The 19,617-nt window shown below is 68.4% G+C and carries 18 protein-coding genes and 1 tRNA gene; 7 read left to right on the top strand and 12 right to left on the bottom strand.

All coding sequences use genetic code 11. The features are described 5' to 3' along the window. The first annotated feature begins 50 nt into the window (after window positions 1–50). The gene (orn, locus tag QHF85_RS28395) at window positions 51–605 is read left to right on the top strand and encodes an oligoribonuclease (protein ID WP_281330475.1); all 555 of its coding nucleotides are present in this window, start codon (window positions 51–53) and stop codon (window positions 603–605) included. Window positions 606–674: 69 nt separating this feature from the next. Further along, window positions 675–1,562 (top strand): hypothetical protein, encoded by an 888-nt coding sequence (locus tag QHF85_RS28390; RefSeq protein WP_281330474.1) that lies wholly within the window; start codon window positions 675–677, stop codon window positions 1,560–1,562. Window position 1,563: 1 nt separating this feature from the next. Here the strand turns inward: QHF85_RS28390 and QHF85_RS28385 are convergent, their stop codons facing one another. The 3 genes from QHF85_RS28385 to QHF85_RS28375 are packed head-to-tail and all read right to left on the bottom strand — an operon-like array spanning window position 1,564 to window position 3,759. Next, entirely contained in the window at window positions 1,564–2,262 is a 699-nt protein-coding gene (locus tag QHF85_RS28385) for a hypothetical protein (RefSeq protein WP_281330473.1), read from the bottom strand. After that, window positions 2,259–3,203 carry an ABC transporter permease subunit gene (locus QHF85_RS28380; protein ID WP_281330472.1) on the bottom strand — a complete coding sequence of 315 codons (945 nt, stop codon included), beginning with the start codon at window positions 3,201–3,203 and terminating at the stop codon, window positions 2,259–2,261. Before QHF85_RS28380 ends, QHF85_RS28385 begins: the two co-directional genes overlap by 4 nt. Before the next feature lie 31 nt (window positions 3,204–3,234). Then, entirely contained in the window at window positions 3,235–3,759 is a 525-nt protein-coding gene (locus QHF85_RS28375) for a hypothetical protein (RefSeq protein WP_281330471.1), read from the bottom strand. A 390-nt stretch (window positions 3,760–4,149) separates the two neighbouring features. On the opposite strand from QHF85_RS28375, the gene QHF85_RS28370 reads away from it, so the two are divergent. After that, entirely contained in the window at window positions 4,150–4,920 is a 771-nt protein-coding gene (locus tag QHF85_RS28370; protein ID WP_281330470.1) for an alpha/beta hydrolase, read from the top strand. Then, window positions 4,917–5,795 (top strand): 1-acyl-sn-glycerol-3-phosphate acyltransferase, encoded by an 879-nt coding sequence (locus QHF85_RS28365; RefSeq protein WP_281330469.1) that lies wholly within the window; start codon window positions 4,917–4,919, stop codon window positions 5,793–5,795. Before QHF85_RS28370 ends, QHF85_RS28365 begins: the two co-directional genes overlap by 4 nt. Window positions 5,796–5,802: 7 nt before the next feature. On the opposite strand, the gene QHF85_RS28360 is transcribed toward QHF85_RS28365, so the two are convergent. Continuing rightward, a complete protein-coding gene (locus tag QHF85_RS28360) occupies window positions 5,803–6,363 on the bottom strand; it encodes a GNAT family protein (RefSeq protein ID WP_281330468.1) in 561 nt (186 codons plus the stop codon). A gap of 159 nt (window positions 6,364–6,522) precedes the next feature. Between QHF85_RS28360 and QHF85_RS28355 the strand changes: the two genes are divergently transcribed. Then, window positions 6,523–7,692, top strand: coding sequence for a hypothetical protein (locus tag QHF85_RS28355; protein WP_281330467.1), 1,170 nt, complete (start codon window positions 6,523–6,525; stop codon window positions 7,690–7,692). 72 nt (window positions 7,693–7,764) lie between these two features. On the opposite strand, the gene QHF85_RS28350 is transcribed toward QHF85_RS28355, so the two are convergent. Next, window positions 7,765–11,709, bottom strand: coding sequence for an MYXO-CTERM sorting domain-containing protein (locus tag QHF85_RS28350; RefSeq protein WP_281330466.1), 3,945 nt, complete (start codon window positions 11,707–11,709; stop codon window positions 7,765–7,767). A gap of 211 nt (window positions 11,710–11,920) precedes the next feature. Between QHF85_RS28350 and QHF85_RS28345 the strand changes: the two genes are divergently transcribed. Beyond that, entirely contained in the window at window positions 11,921–12,544 is a 624-nt protein-coding gene (locus QHF85_RS28345; protein WP_281330465.1) for a histidine phosphatase family protein, read from the top strand. 59 nt (window positions 12,545–12,603) lie between these two features. Here the strand turns inward: QHF85_RS28345 and QHF85_RS28340 are convergent, their stop codons facing one another. From QHF85_RS28340 to QHF85_RS28330, 3 genes are all read right to left on the bottom strand, one after another. Further along, window positions 12,604–13,239: a DUF4360 domain-containing protein gene (locus tag QHF85_RS28340; protein WP_281330464.1), complete on the bottom strand. Its 636-nt coding sequence runs from the start codon at window positions 13,237–13,239 to the stop codon at window positions 12,604–12,606. A 296-nt stretch (window positions 13,240–13,535) separates the two neighbouring features. Beyond that, window positions 13,536–13,611 (bottom strand) — tRNA-Ala (locus tag QHF85_RS28335). Window positions 13,612–13,689: 78 nt separating this feature from the next. Beyond that, on the bottom strand, window positions 13,690–15,711 hold the full coding sequence (locus QHF85_RS28330) for an HTTM domain-containing protein (RefSeq protein ID WP_281330463.1): 2,022 nt from the start codon (window positions 15,709–15,711) through the stop codon (window positions 13,690–13,692). A 124-nt stretch (window positions 15,712–15,835) separates the two neighbouring features. Here QHF85_RS28330 and QHF85_RS28325 point away from each other — a divergent pair, with 124 nt between their 5' ends. Beyond that, window positions 15,836–16,123 carry a hypothetical protein gene (locus tag QHF85_RS28325; RefSeq protein WP_281330462.1) on the top strand — a complete coding sequence of 96 codons (288 nt, stop codon included), beginning with the start codon at window positions 15,836–15,838 and terminating at the stop codon, window positions 16,121–16,123. 34 nt (window positions 16,124–16,157) lie between these two features. Here QHF85_RS28325 and QHF85_RS28320 read toward each other — a convergent pair whose 3' ends face one another. The 4 genes from QHF85_RS28320 to QHF85_RS28305 are packed head-to-tail and all read right to left on the bottom strand — an operon-like array spanning window position 16,158 to window position 19,319. After that, window positions 16,158–16,706 (bottom strand): hypothetical protein, encoded by a 549-nt coding sequence (locus QHF85_RS28320; protein ID WP_281330461.1) that lies wholly within the window; start codon window positions 16,704–16,706, stop codon window positions 16,158–16,160. Continuing rightward, window positions 16,703–17,824 (bottom strand): hypothetical protein, encoded by a 1,122-nt coding sequence (locus QHF85_RS28315; RefSeq protein ID WP_281330460.1) that lies wholly within the window; start codon window positions 17,822–17,824, stop codon window positions 16,703–16,705. Before QHF85_RS28315 ends, QHF85_RS28320 begins: the two co-directional genes overlap by 4 nt. Window position 17,825: 1 nt before the next feature. Further along, window positions 17,826–18,476 (bottom strand): hypothetical protein, encoded by a 651-nt coding sequence (locus QHF85_RS28310; RefSeq protein ID WP_281330459.1) that lies wholly within the window; start codon window positions 18,474–18,476, stop codon window positions 17,826–17,828. A 57-nt stretch (window positions 18,477–18,533) separates the two neighbouring features. After that, complete coding sequence (locus QHF85_RS28305) at window positions 18,534–19,319, bottom strand: hypothetical protein (RefSeq protein WP_281330458.1); 786 nt, start codon at window positions 19,317–19,319, stop codon at window positions 18,534–18,536. Window positions 19,320–19,617: the final 298 nt, after the last annotated feature.

The raw sequence follows: 19,617 nt of genomic DNA, 5'->3' as shown, positions 1-19,617 counted from the left end.
GCGGGTCAAAACTTGGCGGGGGACGGGCTTCGTTGACTATGCTCCGCCCCATGGCCGAACCGTCGGACCGCCTCGTGTGGGTGGACCTCGAGATGACCGGGCTCGATCCACAGCGCTGCGCGATCGTCGAGATCGCGACGATCATCACGGACTGTAACCTCCGCGTCGTGGAGGAGGGGCCGAACCTCGTCATCCACCAGCCGCCCGAGGTGCTCGCCACCATGAACGACTTCGTCCGCGATCTGCACGCGCGCTCGGGGCTGCTCGAGCGGATCCCCGCTTCCACGGTCACCCTCGACGACGCCGCCGCGCAGACGCTCGCCTTCGTGCAGAAGCACGTGACGAAAGGGACGGCGCCCCTCTGCGGCAACTCCGTCTGGAAGGACCGCGAGTTCCTCGATCGCTACATGCCCGCGTTCGTGGGCCACCTGCATTACCGCATGATCGACGTGTCCACGCTGAAGGAACTCGTGAAGCGGTGGTGTCCCGAACGGCAAGCGCCGAAGAAGAAGGAGACGCACCGCGCGCTCGACGACATCCGCGAATCGATCGAGGAGCTCGCCCATTACAGGCAGCTCCTCTTCGCCCCCCTCGCGCGCGCCTGAAGATCGCCGTGTAAGGCGGCGCCGCGGGCCTCGTTCTTCTGCACACGCCACGGAGAACGGATACCCGCCATGATCGCCCGCACCCGCCTCGCCTCGACAATCGCCCCCGTCCTCGCCTCGCTCACTCTCCTCGCCGGCTGCGGCGGCGCGCCTTCGCCGATGGCCGAGCCCCAGGCCTACGCGGCCGCGCGGCCCGAAATGGTCGCGCCCGCCGCGCCCGCGCTCCAGCGCTCGTACTTCACGAAGGACGTCACCGGCGCCCTCACCGAGCAGGACCTGCAAACCGTGCTCGAAGCGCCGATCGACCTGCAGCTCCCCGCCCGCATCGGCGTCATTCCCCTGGCGGAACCATTTGACCCCAAAGGATCGCCGTCCCTCGGGCTGCGCAACACGGCGTCGCACCATTTCGCGAAGGCGCTCGCGGGAAATCCCCATTTCTCGCAGGTCACGGACATCTCGACCGATCTGCCGAACGTGGGCGGTATCGAGGGCCTGCGCGTGATCGCCGCCCGCTACCGGCTCCGCTATCTCGTCCTTTATTCGGAGCGCTTCGAGGACAGCACGCACCTGAACGGCTGGGCGTGGCTCTATCCGACCGTGCTCGGCATGTTCCTCGCGCCAGGCGTGACGGTCGAGAGCCAGGGGATCGCCCAGGCCGATTTCCTCGACGTGCGCACGGGGACGATCCTGTTTTCGGTGAGCGAGCCGCTCCACGTGTCGAAGAAGGAGCAGATGATCGGCGCGGGCCGCTCGCACAAGGAGGAGCAAGGGAAGATCGCCGCCGACGGGGCGCGCACGCTCGCCAAGCGCGTGCACGTCCAGACGAACGCGCTCGTGGCCTTCGCCGACGCCACGCACGGCGCGCAGCCGCGGCCGAAGCTCCTGCCCGCGCCCGTCATCGCGTCCTCGCCCGGGACGGCCGTCGCCTCGGAAATGGGCCTCGCCGCCAAACCCTGAATCAAGCGCGCCAGAGCGCGAGCACCCACAAAGCCACGCCCGCGAGCGCGACGAGCACGCCCGCGCGCGCCCGCGCGAGGTCGAGGCCGTCCGGTGATGCGCTCGCGCGGCGCACGGCCCACGCCGCGCCACCCGCCCACGCGACGAACGAGGCGAGCAGGAGCACGACCCACGACGTGCGCGGGGCCTCGTCGCGGAGCAGCGCCGCGAGCTGCCTCTCCTCGATGCGCTGCGGCGGCTCGGTCCGCGTGCCCGGCGGGCGCGGCGCCGCGGCCTCGATGCGCGCGATGGCCAGGTTCGCGCGGTCGAGGTCCTCCTTGTGCGGCACGAGGAGCCAGCGCGTCTCGAGCGCCGCCGTGCGGACGCCGCGCCAGGCGAGCAGCGCGAGATCCCGATCGCCGAGGCCCTCGGCCGTCGTGGCGATCGACGCGAGCCGCTCGTAAGCGACGCGCACGTGCGGCGCGCCCGGCGCATACCAGCCCGCGGCCCTGCGCGCCCGCACCGTGGCCTCGTAGGCGTCGCCGCGCCGCAAGGCCGCCGCACTCTCGGCGATCTCCGATTCGCCCGACCACACGACGCGCGCCGTCACCGCGCCGACGAGCAGCCCGACGAACGCCACGGCGTTGAGCGCGCGCACGATCCGCGCGACGAGGCGCGCGCGCGCGGGAGAAATCGAGGGAGAAGCCGCCGCGTCGCTCACAGGAAATCACGCTCGTTGAAGACGAGCGCTGCCACAGCCAAGAGCCCGAGCGACCAGCCGAGCGACGTGAGCGAGGCCATGCCGAGGTAGCCGGAGAGCTTCACGTCGATCGCCTCGCCGACGAGCAGCGGGCGCGGCGGGACGAAGATTTGCAGGTTCGGGACGATCTTCGAAAGTGCGACACCGAAATCGTGAATCGATTGTCCGAATTGCTTCACGGGCAGCCGCGCGAGGCTGTCGGCCTGCCGGCCCACGATCCATACGCCGAGCGTCAAAAGCGCCGAGAGGAACGGCGTGGAGAACGACGAGAAGAGCGTGGCGGCCGCGGCGACGATCGCGATCTCGAGGAGCGTGAGCACGCTCGACGCGAGCACCACGCGCCGCTCGTCGGGCGCGACGCCCGAGAGCGCGACGCCGAGCACGAGCATGCCCGCGGCCCACGGGATCACGCCGTACGTACGCATCGCCGGGATTCGCCAGCCGGCGAGGACCATGAGCAAAAGCCAGCCGAACGCCCCGCCCACGATGCGATAGAGGTGCGCGGCCGATTCGCCCGCGCCGAGGCCCGCGCTGAGCAGCAGCACGAGGCCCGCGTCGGCCATCACGAAGACCGCGATGGTCAAGAGCGTGCCCAGGTACTTGCCGACGAGGTACTCGCTCCGGCGGATCGGCCGGGCGAGGATGGGAAAGAGCGTCTTCTGTTCGAGCTCGCGGTAGAGCGAGGTCGCGCCGATGACGATCGCCACGAGCAAGCTGAAGATCGAGATCGAGGCCGCGCCGAGGTCACTCACGACGCGCGGCGCGTTCTTCAGCGTGAAGGCGCCGACCACGAGCGCGTAGAGCGACACGAAGAAGGCCATGACCGCGAGCCCGAGCAAGATGCGCGCGCGCACCGACTCGCGGTACGTGTTCAGGGCGATGACGCCGATCCGGCCGAACATGGCGCGGAACGTACCACGAAGCGATCGGTTGTCAGACCTTGCGTACGCAGCCGCCGCCCACGTCGAGGAAGCTGCCCCGCCGCAAGGCCGACTCGAGCGCGGCGTCGAGCCCCGTCAGGATCGATCCGCCGCGCTGCAAACGCGCAAAGGCGAGACCCGTGTTCGACGCGGCCCAGTAGGCCGCGAAGCGCAAGGCCGCGTCGCGATCCGTCGGCTCGCGGTCGAGCGCGTTCATCAGGCAGAGCGTCCAATCCTCGGACGAGTAATCCTTCGCTTCGGTACGAATGGCCCGGATCTGGCCGCGCTTCGGCCGATCGAAGCGACCCGCGCGCAGGCCGTTGTCGATCGCCCGCTCGACGGCGACGCGCGCTTTGGCCTTCTTCGCTTCGTCCTCCTCGTCGACGAGGCCGAGCAGGACGAGCGCGTCGAGCGCTTGCCCGACCGCATCGTCCCTGTCGAGCGCGCCCTTGCCGAAGAGGATCTCGAAGACCCAATCGATCTGCGCGTCGCGGCTTGCGAGCACGAAGCCCGGCTCGCCGTGGTTTTCCGATTCCACCCGAGGGGAGGCCGACCTTCGCCGATTTCGAGGAGGTGTCATCTTGCCCGTTCCAGCCCCGGATCGAGGCCGAGCGAGCGGCGTATGTACTTCCATGTGAGCGCGCCGTCGAGCCCCCACGTTGCGCCCCAGGAAAAAGCTTTCCTTCGTTGCGGTTTCGTGATGTGGGCAATCTTTCACGGGTTCGGCAAGCGCTCATGCATCGACCGGACGCACACCAGCCGAATGGTTTCGCTCGACGTCGCCTGGTCCGTCAGTACCCTCCGGCCCGTGGTCGTATCCGGTGGTCAGGGCCAGGGGCGTTCGCAGTCCTTTCCGTTCCCTACGCGCTTCGCCGCGCTCCGGCGTGGGGACGTCGCTTACTTCGACGCAGGAGAGGGAGAGTGCGTGGTGTTCGTCCACGGACTCGTGGGTGATTTCACGCACTTCGAGCATGTCGTGAAGCCCTTCGCCGGGCGATTTCGTGTCGCAGGGCTCGATCTCCCGGGCTGCGGGCTCTCGTACAAACCGAGGACGCGAAACACGGTCGCGGGGTACGCCGATACACTCCTGGAATGGTTGGATGAGCGTGGGATGCGCCGGGTGACGCTCGTCGGGCACTCGGCCGGGGGGCAGGTCGTGGCGCAGGCGGCGCTCGCGGCGCCGGATCGGGTCGAGCGGCTCGTGCTGATCGGCGCGGCGGGGATGCGGAGGTACCCGCCCGGGACTCCGTGGCTCGCCGAGACGCTCCTTCAGCCGTGGCTCTTGTCGCGCACGCTCGACCGCCTGGCGATGCCGATGCTCGACCACGTGTTCGTCGCGAGAAACGCGTATACCGAGAAATTCGTGAAAGACTCCCTCGATAGGCCGATTCACCCGACCATGAATGAAATGGCGAAGGTGTTCCACGACCTCGCGAGAGATCTGGTGTCCCCGACGATCCTGGAAAACGCGCACCTCTTTCGCATGCCAGTCCTGGTCGTATGGGGCGAGCGGGACCGGTTGATTCCTCAGGAGAGCGCGGCGGAGGTGGCAGCCAAGCTACCGAAGGTTATAATGAGGATCATTCCTGGGTGCGGCCACTTGCCCATGATCGAATGCCCGGACGAGGTCGTCCGGACGATCGAGGGCTTTTTCGGCTCCGTGATCGTGCCCGACATGACCCGGACGGCCCCTGCATGAAATCCGAAGTCGCGCAGCATTCGAGCGCGTCGCGAACCTCCCGAAAATACGGACATTCCTTCCCCGAGATCCAGAAAGACGTCGTCCGGCGCTCGCACCGCATCATCTCGCGGATCGTGAAATCGTATTTCCGCAGCGAGATTCGCGGCGCCGAGCGGCTCCCGTCGTCCCAGACGATCATCGTCACCCACCACGACGGCGGCGTTCTGCCCATCAATGGCCTCTGCCTCGGGGTCCACTGGTACGACCATTTCGGATTCGATCGTCCGCTCTACGTCCTCACGCACGATCTCCTGCACAGCCTGTGGGATCCGTTCTCCAGGCTGCTCGCGGATTCGGGGCTGCTCCGCGCCGATCGAAAGGCCATGGACGCCGTGCTCGAGCGCGGGCAATCCGTCCTGATCTTCCCCGGCGCCGCGCGCGAATCGTTCCGGCCGTTCTGGGACCGAAAAAACATCGACCTCGGCGGCCGCAAAGGCTTCATCGCGCAGGCGATCCGCTGGGGACTGCCCATCACGCCCGTGGTCTCCGCCGGCTCGCACGAGACCGTCGTCGTCCTCTCGGGGGGCCACGCGTTCGCGAAAAAGATCGGGATCCCGAAGCTCGTGCGATCCGCCGACATCTGGCCGGTCGTCGCGGGGCTGCCGTGGGGCGTCTGGGCGCTGCCGTTCCTGCCGCAAATCCCGCTGCCCGCGAAGATCACGACCGAGGTCCTGCCCCCGATCCACCTCTCGGAGGAGCTCGGAAGGGACCTCGGGCCCGACCACGCCTCCGATCCGGAGATCGTGCAGGCCGGCTTCGATCTCGTCGTCGGGCGCATGCGCAAGCGCCTCGGCGAGCTCTACGACGAGCGCAAGTACCCCGTCCTCGGCTGATCTCCGCTCAGCGCTTGCGCGACGAGCTCCACTCGCGACGGAGCAGGCCGTAGACGCACTGATCCACGCGGCGGCCATGGATCATGAAATGCTCGCGCAGCGTGCCCTCGTGCACGAAGCCGAGCTTCTCGGCGACCCTGCGCGACGGGCGGTTCGGCTCGCTGATGTACGCGTGGAGCCGCGCGAGGTCCGTCTGCTCGAAGACCCGATCGATGAGCGCCGCCACCGCCTGCGGGGCGATGCCCCGGCGATGGTGGGCCTGCGCGACGTGGTAGGAGAGCTCGGCGTGGCCGAGGCGAAAGCTCGGCCGCAGGATCGAGACGATCCCCACGCACTCGTCCTGCCACTGCACGATCCAGCGGTGCTCCTGCTTCTCGGGGTCCGCGAGGTCCGGCGTGGACGCGACGAGGCGGCGGCGCAGCGCGTCGACCGACCAGGGCTCGATCGGCATGTGACGCTGGGCGTGCGTCTCGCTCCGCCAGCCGAACCACAGCGGCGCATGCGCGGCGCGCGGCGGCACGAGCTGGACCTGGGAAGCACGCGGGACCGCAGACAAGGCCATCGTCATCGAAAAAGAACCGCGAGGGTCCGGGGAGCCGGGATGCTAAGGGCACTCGCCCCCTCGCGCAATGGACGCGGGTAGCGTCCACGACGATCCTTCTCGAATCCCACGTTTCACGATATCTCTCGGGGCTCTCTGAATCCTTCGAAAACCCGGGAGCTTGCCATGTTCACCCGCGTTCGGCCTCGTCGCACATTGCGTCTCTCCGTCGTCGCCTCCACCGCCCTGGCTGGCGGCGCGCTCACCCTCCTCGGCGCGTCGCTCTTCGGATGCGGCACCGATACGTCCGACGTGTTCCAGACCGGCGGTTCCGCCGGGGCCGGAAACAGCACGAACACGGGGGGCTCCGCCGGGCAAGGCGGCGCAGGCGGCGCCGGGGGCGGGCAAGGCGGTACAGGCGCCGGGACGACCGGATCCGAAAACTGCCTCGACGGCGCGGACAACGACGACGACGGCGACGTCGACTGCGCGGACGACGATTGCACCGCAGGGTTTGCCTGCGTCGACGAAGCGCCGTCGGGCTGGTCGTACGCGTGGACCGCGGAAGGAGACGCGGCGCCCGGGGCCTGCGCGAACGGCTCGGCGCCCGAGGCGCTCTTCACGGATCCGGCGGGCGCCGCCGAGTGTTCGGCGTGCACCTGCGGGGACGTGCAAGGCGCGGCGTGCTCGATGCCGGGCCTGCAGTGTTATCCGAACCTGACCATGTGCTTGGGCGGCGGCGACAACTGGTCGGGCGCGTTCCAGAACGGCGCCACCTGCGCCAAACCGACGAACCTGCTCGGCTTCGCAGGCGCGCTCGCTTGCCGCCTGAACGGGGCGGCGACCGTGACGTCGCCCGGGAGCTGTCCGCCTTCCGTGAGCGAGCTCCAGAACAAGGAGCCCTTCGCCGGCAAGATCACGGCGTGCGCCGCCAAGACCTCGAACGGCGGTTGCGGCGCCGGATCGGCGTGCGCGCCGAAGCCCGCGGCGACGGAGAGCCTTTGCATCCGGCAGGAAGGCGAACACGCCTGCCCCGACGGCTTCTCCCAGGTCGTGAGCTACAAGAGCGCCGCAGACACGCGCGCGTGCAGCGCGTGCACGTGCGAGGCCGGCACGACGTGCGCAGGCGGGTTGTACCGCTTCCACGATCTCGACAACTGCGTGGCAGAAGGCGCCAGCACCGCCCCGATCGCGCTCGACAGCGACACGTGCAGGAACGTGACCGGACAGCTCGACTCGAACTCGTGGTCGATCGAGGCCGTCCCGGCCACGCCGAGCGGCAACTGCACCGCGAAGGGCGGCCAGCCGACGGGAGAGCTCACGCCCGAAGGTGCGGTGACCTTCTGCTGCAAGTGAGCCCGCGTTTGGAGAGATGAACGGGGGGAAGGAGGGGCTCGGCGCCGAAGGCCGAGCCCCTTTTTCGTGGGCTCAGGCGCGCCGGCGGCGACGGCCGAACGCGAGGAGCGCGACGCCGAGCGCCGCGAGCATGCCACGCGAAGCGTCGTCGTCGGTCGCGACCGCGCAACCCGCGCAACCACCAGCAAGCGTGACGCCGGCATCCGCGGCGCCGCCCGTACCACCCGTGCCGCCGCCGCCTTCGCCGCCCGCGCCGCCCGTGCCGGTCGGATTCACGCACTGGCCGATGGTGCTGTCCGTCGACGAGCACTCGAGCCCCGACGGGCAACCGTTGCCGCCGACGCCGCGGCATCCCTCGACGCAAGCGTTGCTGCCGTTGCAGACCATGCCGCTCGTCGGGCCGCCGCAATCCGCGTCGACCGCGCATTCCTTGTCGACGTCGTCGCTCGGATCGTTCGGATCGGTCTCGCCGCCGTCGACCGTGCCGTTGTGGTTCGCGTCCTCGACGCCGTCGGGGATGCCGCCGTTGTCGGTGTCCGCGTCGATCGGGCTCGTCGTCGTCGCGCCGTTGTCCGCGTCCGCCTTGCAGATGTTCGCCGCCGGATCCGTCGCGGGATTCGAGCAGTCCTTGCCCATCTCGAGGCCGTCGGGCAAGCCGTCGTTGTCGCTATCCGGATCGACGACGTTCTTGATGCCGTCGCCGTCCGAGTCGTCGCTCGGGTTCGGCTCCTCGCCGTCGATCACGCCGTCGTCGTCGCTGTCGGCGTCGTTCGGATCCGAGCCGAGCGTGCCTTCGAGATCGTCGGAGAGGCCGTCGCCGTCCGTGTCGACGATCGTGCTGTCGTCGCTCGGATCGTTCGGGTTGCCCTCGCCCGGATCGACGACGCCGTTGAGGTTCGCGTCCTCGGAGCCGTCGGACACGCCGCCGCCGTCGGTGTCCTTGTCGATCGGGCTCGTCTTCGTCGCGCCCATGTCGCCGTCGGGCACGCAGTGACCCGCGGCCTGGTCGGTCGCCGGATTCGAGCAGTCCTTGCCGAGCTCCGTGCCGTCGAACAGGCCGTCGTTGTCGCTGTCGGCGTCGAGCACGTTGGGCACGCCGTCGCCGTCCGTGTCGATGCTGAAGTTCGGCTCCTGGCCGTCGGGCACGCCGTCGTCGTCCGAGTCCGCGTCGTTCGGATCCGAGCCGAGCGTCTCTTCGAGATCGTCGGAGAGGCCGTCGCCGTCCGTGTCGACGACAGTGCTGTCATCGCTCGGATCGTTCGGATCCTTCTCGCCCGGATCGATTTGGCCGTTGAGGTTCGTGTCCTCCGAGCCGTCGGAGACGCCGCCGTCGTCCGTGTCCGGGTCGATCGGGCTCGTCTTCGTCGCGCCCATGTCCGCGTCGGGCACGCAGACGGCCGTGTTCGTCCCGGCTCCGTTGCAGTCGTAGCCGAGCTCGGTGCCGTCGAGCAGGCCGTCGTTGTCGCTGTCGGGATCGAGCGCGTTGATGAGCCCGTCGCCGTCCGTGTCCTCGGCCGGGTTCGGCTCTTGGCCATCGGGCACGCCGTCGTCATCCGTGTCGGCGTCGTTCGGATCGGTACCGAGCGTGCCTTCGACGATGTCCGAGAGGCCGTCGCCGTCGGTGTCGACGATCGTGATGTCGTCGGCGGCAAGGTTCGGATCACCCTCGCCCGGATCGATCTGGCCGTTGAGGTTCCCGTCCTCCGAGCCGTCGGAGACGCCGCCGTCGTCGGTGTCGGCGTCGATCGGGCTCGTCGTCGTCGCGCCCATGTCCGCGTCGGGCCTGCAGGTGCCGGCGCTCGTGTCGGTCGCGGCGTTCGAACAGTCGAGCCCGAGCTCGGTGCCGTCGAAAAGGCCGTCGTTGTCGCTGTCGGCGTCGAGCACGTTGGGCACGCCGTCGCCGTCGGTGTCGATCGAGGGGTTCGGCTCCTGGCCGTCGATCACGCCGTCGTCGTCGCTGTCGGCGTCGTTCGGATCCGAGCCGAGCGTGCCTTCGACGATGTCGGAGAGGCCGTCGCCGTCGGTGTCGGCGATCGTGTTGTCGTCGGCGGGGACGTTCGGATCACCTTCGCCGGGATCGATCTGCCCGTTGAGATTTCCATCCTCGGAGCCGTCGGAGACGCCGCCGTTGTCGGTGTCGGCGTCGAGCGGATCGGTCTTCGTCGCGCCCATGTCCGCGTCGGGGCGGCACGCGCCCTTCGAGGCGTCGGTCGCAGGGTTCGAACAGTCGAGCCCGAGCTCAGTGCCGTCGAGCAAGCCGTCGTTGTCGCTGTCGGGGTCGAGCGCGTTGATGAGGCCGTCGCCGTCGGAGTCGATGTTCCATTGCGGCTCCTCACCGTCGATCACGCCGTCGTCGTCCGAGTCGGCGTCGTTCGGATCGGTGCCGCTGCCGTTCTCGTCGTCGTTCGAGAGGCCGTCGCCGTCGGAGTCGACGATGATCACCGTGGGAGGCGCGCCGGGATCGCCGCCGTTGCCGTCGGTCGGCGTGTCCTCGGAGGGCGCGCCCTGCGTGCCGCTCGCGTTGATGACGGCCTGGTTGATGATGCTGCCGCCGACGCCGGGGTTCACCGTGACGCGGAAGCGGATCGAGGTCGTCTCACCGACGTTGAGGCTGCCACCGACGGTGGCATCCGCGCCCGCGCCGAGGCGAACGATCACCGTGCTCGAAGCCGCGTCGAACTCGCCTTGATCGTCGGCCGTCGCGTCCGTCTTCGCGCCCATGTTCGGGCCCGTGACGATCTCCAGCGAGCCGGGCACGTAGCTGACCTCGGCGGGGAGTTTGTCCGTGAGGACCGTCTCCTTCGAGGTGTCGTCGCCCGTGTTGCTGACGACGATCGTGTACTCGAGCTCGTCGCCGGGGTTGACCACGCCGCCGTTGAGATCGGAGACGCTCTTCGCGGACGAGGTGAAGTCGGGCTTGAGCGTGGAGATCGCGGTGATGAAGCCGCCGAGGATGTAGCCGTCGCTCGACGTCTTCGCGACGAGCTTGGCATCAGTCGAGCCGGGCGTGACGATGCTCGTGATGTCGAGAATGTCGAGATCGATGCCGCTCATGCTCCGCGGAATGCCCGAGAGCTGCGGCAGATCCCCCATCACCGAGACGGGCGCGCCAAGGCTCGAACGCGTGCCGTTGAAGAAGTTGCTGGCGGGGTTCTGGGCGTCGGAGAGCAGCTTCGCGTCCCAGCTCAGGCTGTCGCCGCCTTGCTGATCATCGCCCTCGTACGCGACGACGCCGAGCTTCGCGTTGTAGGCCGCGAGCGGCACGTTGAAGCCGGAGATCGTGGCCGTGATGCCGTCCACGTCTTCGCTGCTGATCTCGTCGAAGCCGTCGAAGAGCGTGATGTTGCGCGGCGGCTCGCTCTGGAGCTCGTAGACGACGACCATCCACCAGCCGGCGAACACCGAGTTGTTGTTGAGGTTGGTCAGCGCCACCGAGTCGACGCCGCCGAGGCGGTAGGGGCCCGAGCCGTACTGCTGCACGAGCGCCGTGACGTCCGCGACCGACTGGTAGTACTCGTCGATGTTCGAGAGCGGGTCGCCGGCGATGGAGTCGAGCGCGGCCACGTCCTCGGCGAACGCGTTCGGGAACGGCGCGGGACGGTCGAGGGTCACGTTGAGATCGGCCACGCCCGTCGAACTGCGCGCCGCCCAGTAGAGGTACGCGTGCGTGACGGTCGCCCCGATCGGGATGCTCAGAACCGCGGTCGTCCGCGCGGCGCTCGCGCCCACCATCGTGCTGGCCGTGGCCTGACCGGCCCCGGGCGCGTCGGCTTGCCAGTACACGTCGGGCGCCGAGTCGTTCGTGTTCGTGCCGCAGGCGCCGAGGGTGCCGACGACCGGCGCCGGGACGAGCGGCGGCACCGTGGGCCCGCAGTCCTGCGCGAGCGTGTTGCCGATCAAGACGAAGTCACCCCGCTGGGTGACCTGGAAACGCAGCGCGGGATCTGCGCTCGCGGTGCTCGCCGCCCCGCAGATGAGCGTGGCGACGATGCCGCTGAGGGCCGTTCTTCTTCTCATGCGTCCTCTCCAAGCAATCGGATGCAACCCAGGTTTACCATCAAGTTCCGTACCAGCAGTCGATGCACGCGTCACCCCGACAAGAGGCCCGATCCTGCTGGATGAAGAAGAATTCATATCGATGCCTGCAGGCATCAAGTCGTGCGGCTCGTGGTCCTCACCCGCGCGGGCGCGTTATGCTGCGCGCCAAGGGGCAGAGCGCTCTCGCACCATGCACATCGAACTCATCATCGTTCGCCACGGTCAGTCGGAGGGGAACCGCGATCGTTTCTTCACGGGGCACGGCCCCTCGCCGCTCACCGAGCGCGGGCGCCGCGAGGCTGACGCCGTGGCGCGGCGGATCGCGGAGCAGCCGGTCGCCGCGATCTACGCGAGTGACCTGCCGCGCGCCCTGGAGACGGCCGCGCCCCTCGTCGAGAAGACGGGCCTGCCGCTCGTCGCGGACCCCGCGCTCCGCGAGCGCGACTTCGGCGATCTGACCGGCACCTCGTTCGCCGACCTCGAGGCGCGCCACCCCGACGTGTGGCGGGCGCTCCTCGCGCGCGACCCGCTCTACCGCCCGCCGGGCGGCGAGTCGAACGCCGATTGCCGGGCCCGGATCGCGGGCTTCGTCGAGGGCCTCTTCGCCCGCGGCGCCGAAGGTCGCATCGTGCTCGTGAGCCACGGCGTCGCCATCAACCAGCTCCTCTACCACCTGCTCGGCGTCCCGGCCGAGGCGCCGCCGCCCGTCGTCTTCCGCGTGGACAACTGCTCCGTGCAGCGCGTCGACCGCCAGGGCGACACCGTGCGGATCCTCTGCATCAACGACCGGAGCCACCTCGAAGGTTTGACCTGAAACGAAGGGGCCCCCGGACGAACGTTCGTCCGGAGGCCCGTCATTCGTTCACGAGGGCGTCAGCACTTGCGCCAGATGATCCCGTACGTCTGACGCACGACGAGGCTGAGCGAGTCGAGCGTCATGAGGCCGCTGCCCGCGCGGTTCGCGAGCGTCGAGACGGCCGCCTGCGTGCTGATGTTGAGCGGACGAGACGCGCCGCACGGCGACCAGATGGCGGCCTCGAGCGCGAGGTTGTCGCGGCGGAAGTAGTTCTCCGAGAAGGGACCGACGAGCTTCGTGCGGAACGAGTACCCGAGGCCGCCGGTGAAGTAGTAACTCGACGTCTGCGTACCGACGACGGCCGCCTCGAGGTCGGCGTAGCCGCGGTAGTCGGCCGAGACGATCGAGAAGCTGTACCCTTGCGGGAAGCCAAGATCGACGGTGAGCTGACAGAACTTGCGCGCCTCGCTCGGCAAGCCGACCGGGCTCGCCTCGGAGGTGAAGGCCCCGAAGACGAGCTCCAAGGCTTTGAAGTCCGCGGAGAGGGTGCCTGCGACCGAGTTCTGCGGGCAACCGGTCCCGTTGTACACGAGCCCGCGGATCTCGACGCCCTCTGGTGCCTCGATGAGGTCGTACGGCTGTGCATCGGCCTGCGAAGCGGTGCCGAGGACTGCCGAACCGGCCGCGACGAGCGCAACGAGCTGCTTCTTCATTCTGATACCCCCCTTGTTCGGTCGCTCGCGGGTGATGACCCGCGGCGGTGCATGGGCACGACGAGAGCGCAGGGGTCCGCCCAGACCTCCCCCCTCGTGCCGTCCGATCGCGAACCTGTGGAGGCGAGCAGGCGGTCGCAAGCCTTCGAACGACGTCCGCCGCGCAGTTCCTTTCCCGCGTTTCCGAGCGCGCCGGCCTCGGCCCGGCGCATTCCCGGCGGGAGCGGGGGGCATGGAAAACGAAAAACGCCGTGTTCCAGTTCGGAACACGGCGTCATCTCGCTGCGGGTTGGTCTTGGTGGACCTGACAGGGATCGAACCTGCGACCTCTAGAGTGCGATTCTAGCGCTCTCCCAACTGAGCTACAGGCCCGTCAGCGACTCGCGGGACTCTACTGATTGAGCTTCACGAGTCAAGACGAAAGTTTCGCCTTCGACGGTCCGCTCACGCTCACGGCTTCGCTTGGCCGCGGGTGGCGGGGTTTTCGAAGGAGAACAGCTTGTTCTTCTCCAGCTTGTACGACTCGGTCTTGCCGAAGGGCGGGTTCATGTCCTGCACCCAGTACACGTCCCCCGAGACGATCGCGTCCTCCGGGCGCCCCGTGCGCTCCGGGTAGCGGAAGATGAAGTCCCGCATCGCGTCCCGGTACGCCGCGTTCGCCGGCAGGTGCATGCGGTTGAAGTAGTCGCTCCAGATCTGGTTGTACCGAAGGCTCTGCGCCTTCGTGAGGTCGAACTCCGGCGGCTTGCCGGTGAACGGGTCGATCGAGCGGCCGTCGATGGTCTTCGCGTCGACGATGATCGTGCCGTCGTCCATGACGGGGTTCGGCGAGAACATGAACCAGCCCTGGAGGTACCGCATCTTCTGCGCGAGGACGCGCAGCGGCTCGGGATGCGGGACCTTCACGCGGCGGTTGACGACCCAGAGCTCGACCATCGCCTGGTTCACCGCGCCCGCGAGCATCGCGACGATCGCGAGCTCGCGCAGCGTGATGACGAAACGCCCGACCTTGCGGCGAAGCGGCGAGGGCTCGGCGCTCTTCACCACGCCCGGCGCGCGCGGGACACGCAGGCCGAAGAAACGCGAGACGTCGCGGGCCGTGACGGCGTTCCAGATCGCGTCGACGAGGTGCGAGAGGCCAGGGACGCGGAGGAGCCAGGCGATCGCGGGGCCGAGCGGCAACGCGGCGATGATGTCGGCGAGCGCGGCGCTCCGTTCGAGACGCACGTGGTCCTTCGGACGCTCGACGGCGATGCCACGCGTGAGGCCCTCCTCGGCGCGGAACGTGAGCAGCTCGTAGCGGTCGAGGCGCTTCAAGACGCGGCAGAGCCAGAGCGAGGCGCCGGACGAGGCGTCGAAGAGGACGACACGCGCGCGGTGGGTGCGGCGCATCGTGCGGACGGCGAGGTCCCAGTCGTCGGAGGTGAAGAGCAGCGTGGAGAAGACGCACATGGCCCAGGCGAAGGGGCCGAGGACGAACGTCGCGCCGAAGCCGATGTGGAGGACGCACATGAGCGCGACGGCGAGCCTGCGAGCCCAGGTGCGACCGAGCGGCGTGGCGACGCAGATCGGGATCGTGGCCTCGGCCATCAGGACGAACTTCGTGGCCACGATGAGGAGCGCGGGCGGCGTGATCTGGCGGGCGAACGCCACGATGGGCGTCACCATGCGGTCGACCCAGAGCACGTAATGGACCGCGGTCCCGTTTTTCCAGGCGGCGCCGGTCTTGTGAATGACGTTGAAGTAATAAATGGCGGCGATCTGGAGGAGGACGACGCCGGCCACGAGGGAGACGTGGGGCGTGAGGCGCCGCGGATCGATGACGTCGGTGCGGTCGTTGAGCTCGTCCGCGTTCGCCTCGCTCCGACGGCGCATCGAGGCGAGCAGGGCGTCGACGGAGAAGCGGTCCCCCATCGGGAGGAACGCGGTCCACATCACGAGGAGGTTGAAAACGACGTATCCGCCATTCTCGATGAGGAGAATCCGGCCATTCATGCTGGCCACGAAGATCGCGGCGAGCACGTGAGCGATCCGCGTCTTGTAGCCGACGAGGACGCAGGTGAACGTGACGAGGAGGATCGCCCAGAGGGCCCAGAGCTCCGGGGCGGTGGAGAAGGCATTGAAGAGGGTGAAGGCGCCCCAGGCCTGCGGCCGGAAGAGGTTCACGTGCGTCGGTAGGACCCCCTTGTCGGAGTACATGTGGAGCCAGTCCGGCGTGCGCCGGAGGAGGTCCATGACGAGGAGGAAGCCGAGCATGATCCGGGCGAAGCCGAGGGTCCGCCGGTCGATCGAGAGGTAGACGTCGCGGATGATCGTCCAGTAGCCCTGGAGGTGCCACGTGAGCCACCCGAGGCCCTTCGGCGTCTCGGCCGAGCCCGCGGGCGCGGCATCGGAGGCCTCGTTTGGCGCTTCTTCGAGGGCCTCGGGGGCCGTGCTGGCGTCGATGGGCGGCGTTCCGGTGGCGGAGCTCATGGGGCGTCCCCCCATTAGCGCGAATTCTCGCCCGCCGCACCTCTTCCCTTGCCTCCCCTTCCCCTCGCGGGGCGGTTTGCGTTAGGCTCGGCGCGCGCGCGGGTATCCTGCGCGGGGCTATCACATGCTAGACGCTACGGAACGGAAGACCCTGGCCTGGTGCAGCTTCATCGCGGGGGTGCTTTGCCTCATCCCCGGCGAGCAGATCCAGGGCCCGTTTGAATGGTCGCGGCGGTGGGAGCTCATGTTCCAGCTCCTCCGCCGCTTCCCCGAGCATCGAGCCGCGCAGATCGCGTGGACGATTTCTGCGATCTGCCTGATCCATCACCTGTGGAAATCTCGGACCGAAGCGGCTTCGACGCCGGAGACCCCCACGTCGCCCGAGGAGAGCGCGCGGACGGGCGGGGCGTAGGGGATCGAGCCTCGGTTGGGCCTTGACAAGTCCCTCAGAAGGAAACCCTGCCGGCGACCGCGGGTTCCACGCTGACGCCGGTCCACGCGAGCGTGCGGAGGAGGCGGACGCCGCAGGCGGCGACGAGGGCGAGGTGGTTCGCGAGCGTGTACGCGAGCCCGAGATGGATGGCGGGAAAGAGGCCGAGATACCGTGAACAGAGTCCCCACGCGTTGCAGATGGGGACGCGGCCGAAATCGAGGTGCGCGGCGAGCTCGAAGGACACGGGGGCGCGGAGAGGTCGAAGGCTGGCGCTGAGGAGCGGGCCTCCGAGCACGCCCATCCAGGCCGGGTCACGAAAGAGGCCGAAGGCACCCAAATGAGCGCCGAGGCCGAGGGATAGGTTTTCGCGCAGGGCAATGGTGCGTCGGGCGGAGAGGGACGGCATGAGGCCGCCGGTCGAGCGTTTGGCGTGGTCGCCGAGGACGACGTAGGAGGCTTTGACGTCGAATTGCCAGGCATTGGGCTCCGCGTGGGCCGTGCCGGCGTGGAGGGACGCGGCGAGGATGGGCGCGCAGAGCGTGACCATGATACGGGGATTCATGGTTTCTGGGGCTTCGGCATAACTTCGCGGACCTTGCGGATCGCGGCGAGCCAGGCTTCCGAGGGGCGCGGAGGCTCCTTTCGCGTGCAGGCCGCATACACGGCGAGGGCCGCCGCGAGCGTCTCCCGCTCGGGCTCCTCGGGTTTGTCGATCATCCGATCGCCGACCCAGTAGAACTCGTCCGGGAGGCGAGTCGCGAGCGCCCTCTCGTCTACCGGTATGCCTTCGGTCTCGCAATACGCGCGGTAGGCGAGCTCGGCGGCAATGTCCTTGCGCGCGGCGCGTATCCTTCGCAGGAGGCCACGCTCACCCTCCCGATGGGCGTGGGCCCATTCCGCGTCCTCCTCGGGGATGGGGTCTTGTTTCGCCCGGCGGTCGAGCTCCAGGAGCGCCGCGAGCAGCGCCTCCCTCTCGGCAGGATCGACCGTGCAATAAAGCTCGCGCGCGAGCTCCGCCTCGCGCGCGGCGGAGGGGCCTGGCGCGAGCGGGAGGATCTTGAGCTCGGCTCGCTTCATCCGGAGCTCACGGATTCGCTCCTTCGTACCCGGAGGGACGACCGATCCTATCACGGGTTCGAGGGGCGCTTTCGGGGCGCGCGCCTTTCTGTCCGCCCAATTCGTTCGAACGGCGCGGGCTGCCGCGAGCCAGTGCTCCGACGGTGTCGGCGCTTGCTGTCCCGTGCGGCTTCCAAATGAGGTTAGCGCGGCGACCAGAGTCTCCTCGTTGCTCTCGCCTTCGGGGGCGCCCGCCACGCGGTCACCGAAGTCGCACCATGGCTCGTGATGCACCTCGCGGCTGTTCCATGGCACGCTACGGCCCTCGAACGTGCCGCCCGCGCTCGCGACATACGCCTCGTACGCCCATTGCCCCGCGTTGGTCCACCGTGACGCTTCCAAGTTCCGCGCAGCTCGTTCGCGGTGGAGCCGCGCCCATTCCAGGTCCTCCGCCGGGACGGGATCACAAAACGCCCGTTGGATGAGCTTTTCCTTCTCACGCGCGATCGCAACCTTCTCGGCCATGTCCTGCACGTAATAAGATTCGCGCGTGAGCTCCTCCTCTAGCGCGGCGCTCGGCCCTTTCGCGATGGGCTTGGGGTCGAGGGTTCGATCCCGCTTCACGTCACCCTCCCCCTTCCGGCGGATCGGTCTCGGTGTACGGATCGCTCGGGCACCCCCACCCGGGTCCTGCGCCGAGCGGGCAAAGCAAGGGCGCGAGCTCGGGCGCAATGAAGCCCGGTGGGGGCGCGGGGAGGCTGACCAGGAAGTCGATCATCTCGTCGAACGAGATCGATTCGGCCTTCCAGAGCTCCTCGGGGAGGATGTCGGGCTCGTACCGCCAATCGAACTCGAACCGGCACTCCACATCCTTGCCGGGGGTCTGCTGCGCCATGATATCGCCCTTCTTCAACGTAGTTTCCGTGGACAGAAACTGATCCTTGCAGTCGAGATAGCTCACGTTGAAGGGATCATTTCTGAGACAGTCGAGGACGTCGTCGACCCTCCATTCCTTGTCCCCCTTCCAATCTTGCCACTGACCCTCGACATACTCACGGCAGTAGAGCTTGCCAACCTTATCGTTGCTTGGCCTCTCTTTGAAATAGAGGATCCCCCTCCCGTTCATGGCCCCTTTACGCAACTGGAAGATGTCTTCAGGCATCATCCCGGCGAGGCGATCACGCAGCGCCTGACGGTCATCCGGATCCATGATCGAACAGCTCGGGAGAACAAGGGCGATCAGCCCGATCGCCGCGGCGCGGAAAAACGGTTTCACAGGGACATGCTCCCACGGGGTCGACAAGAACGTCAACCGCGCCCCCCCCCGGACGCCTCAACCCTCCGGCGTCTCGGCCCCCTGCTTCCCCTTCGCCGCTCGCTTTGCCCGCCTCCGCGCCGTCGCCTTCTCCGCCGCCGCGAGCAATGGCGCGCGGATGGCGTCCACCGCAGCCGCGGGCGCAATCGATTGTTCGAGGTTCGCCAGGATCGTCTCGGCCAGCGTGGCCCACGCGCGCATGCGCTTTCGGACCTCGGCGGGCGCAATGGCATTCTTTTGCGCCTCGGCGGCGGCTTGCGGCTTCTGATTCTCGACGGCCCCGAGCTGCTTTCCTGTCTCCCCGAGCTTCAGCGCGACGTCCTTCGCGGACGTGTCCTTGTCGACGTGAATGGTTTCGAGCAGGGGGGCAAGCTCGCCCTCGGCGAGCTTCGCGATCTGCGCGGCATTGCCCGCCTCCGCCTGGTACGAGGCCGAGACGATGCTGAGACGATGCGGAAAAAGCGCCTCCCGCGCGCTCTCGATGGCCTCGGCCCTCGCTTCATTGGGCACGGCCTTCCCGAGCTCGTGATATTGGGCCGCGAGCATCGAATAAAAGAGGGTGCGCGAGAGGTGATCGTGCCGATCGTCGAGCCCCTCGGCCTCCTCGCCGAGGGCGCGGAGCGCGGACGACGAGGTGTCGCCATCGCGCGCCGCGACGAGGTTCGCGTGCACGATCTCGATCCGACCGACGAGCGGGGCGGTTTCCGGAATCGAGAGGAGAACGGGCTTGTGTTCGGGAGCGAGCCAGTGCGCAGAGACACTGATCATCTCCCCGATCTGTAGGTCACGGACGGATGCTGTCATGGTACGGGACTGTACAGCTCGCACAGAAGGGCTGGCAAGGGGCAAGAGAAAGTGCGTCGGGATACGAAGACCGACCTCCGAGGTTGGCTCCGAGCGCCGCGCGGACCTCGAAGGTGACCTCGGAGGTCGGTTCGCGGCTCGGCGCAGACCTCGAAGGGAACCTCGGAGGTCGGTTCGGAGCATCGCGCGGACCTCGAAGGTGACCTCGAAGGTCGGGTTGGAGCTCCGCGCGGACCTCGAAGGTGACCTCGAAGGTCGGGTTGGAGCTCCGCGCGGGCCTCGAAGGGAACCTCGGCGT

Source organism: Polyangium sp. 6x1, from assembly GCF_029946515.1.
Lineage (GTDB): Bacteria > Myxococcota_A > Polyangia > Polyangiales > Polyangiaceae > Polyangium.
The sequence above is the reverse complement of the archived record's forward strand: the minus strand, read 5'-3'. Positions and strand labels throughout refer to the sequence as shown.

Bases quoted from the DNA above. Each gene is read 5' to 3' on its own strand.
- orn (WP_281330475.1), top strand. From the start codon at position 51: ATGGCCGAACCGTCGGACCGCCTCGTGTGGGTGGACCTCGAGATGACC.
- QHF85_RS28390 (WP_281330474.1), top strand. From the start codon at position 675: ATGATCGCCCGCACCCGCCTCGCCTCGACAATCGCCCCCGTCCTCGCC.
- QHF85_RS28380 (WP_281330472.1), bottom strand. From the start codon at position 3,203: ATGTTCGGCCGGATCGGCGTCATCGCCCTGAACACGTACCGCGAGTCG.
- QHF85_RS28365 (WP_281330469.1), top strand. From the start codon at position 4,917: ATGAAATCCGAAGTCGCGCAGCATTCGAGCGCGTCGCGAACCTCCCGA.
- QHF85_RS28360 (WP_281330468.1), bottom strand. From the start codon at position 6,363: ATGACGATGGCCTTGTCTGCGGTCCCGCGTGCTTCCCAGGTCCAGCTC.
- QHF85_RS28355 (WP_281330467.1), top strand. From the start codon at position 6,523: ATGTTCACCCGCGTTCGGCCTCGTCGCACATTGCGTCTCTCCGTCGTC.
- QHF85_RS28350 (WP_281330466.1), bottom strand. From the start codon at position 11,709: ATGAGAAGAAGAACGGCCCTCAGCGGCATCGTCGCCACGCTCATCTGC.
- QHF85_RS28345 (WP_281330465.1), top strand. From the start codon at position 11,921: ATGCACATCGAACTCATCATCGTTCGCCACGGTCAGTCGGAGGGGAAC.
- QHF85_RS28340 (WP_281330464.1), bottom strand. From the start codon at position 13,239: ATGAAGAAGCAGCTCGTTGCGCTCGTCGCGGCCGGTTCGGCAGTCCTC.
- QHF85_RS28330 (WP_281330463.1), bottom strand. From the start codon at position 15,711: ATGAGCTCCGCCACCGGAACGCCGCCCATCGACGCCAGCACGGCCCCC.
- QHF85_RS28325 (WP_281330462.1), top strand. From the start codon at position 15,836: ATGCTAGACGCTACGGAACGGAAGACCCTGGCCTGGTGCAGCTTCATC.
- QHF85_RS28320 (WP_281330461.1), bottom strand. From the start codon at position 16,706: ATGAATCCCCGTATCATGGTCACGCTCTGCGCGCCCATCCTCGCCGCG.
- QHF85_RS28305 (WP_281330458.1), bottom strand. From the start codon at position 19,319: ATGACAGCATCCGTCCGTGACCTACAGATCGGGGAGATGATCAGTGTC.